The organism is Liquorilactobacillus sicerae, assembly GCF_029916425.1.
Taxonomy (GTDB): domain Bacteria; phylum Bacillota; class Bacilli; order Lactobacillales; family Lactobacillaceae; genus Liquorilactobacillus; species Liquorilactobacillus sicerae.
On the sequence record NZ_JAHAVQ010000199.1, the window covers coordinates 1 to 469 of the forward strand.

General features: G+C 43.9%; 1 protein-coding gene. It reads right to left on the reverse strand.

Features of this window, described 5'->3' with window-relative positions; all coding sequences use genetic code 11:
• Positions 1–469 (reverse strand): SH3-like domain-containing protein (locus tag KH893_RS11980; RefSeq protein WP_281166303.1); only part of this gene is annotated, 469 nt, incomplete at both ends.

Here is a 469-nt window from a genome sequence, read left to right on the forward strand (position 1 = left end):
AATCAAAGACGGCTCGAGTATCGACCCAATAGGTCTTGCCGTTGTAAGTGATCTTAGCGTACTGATAGCTAAGACCAGTTGAAGCCCTTTTAGTCGTATCAATCTCCGATACTGTGACCAGCTTCTTATTTAAAGACTTGCTATAAGCAAGTGGCGTTAAAGAACTGGACGTTGTTAAAGCTGGGGCACTATACAAACCGTCGTTTCTGGTATCGCCATTGATATAGGCTTGGAAGTTGACTGTTTGTGTAGAAGTGATCTGAGCAGAATCATTCAAAGCTCTAGCATCAACCCAGTAGCTTTTATTGTTATCTGTAATCCTGGCATACTGGTAGCTAACACCGGTCGATGCCCGTTTGGTAGTATCGATCTCGGATACCGTTACCAAATGGCCATTTAGGCTTTTGGCCAATCCAGTTGAAGTCATTGAAACAGCACTGGTTAAGGCCGGAGCTAAATATAAGCCGTC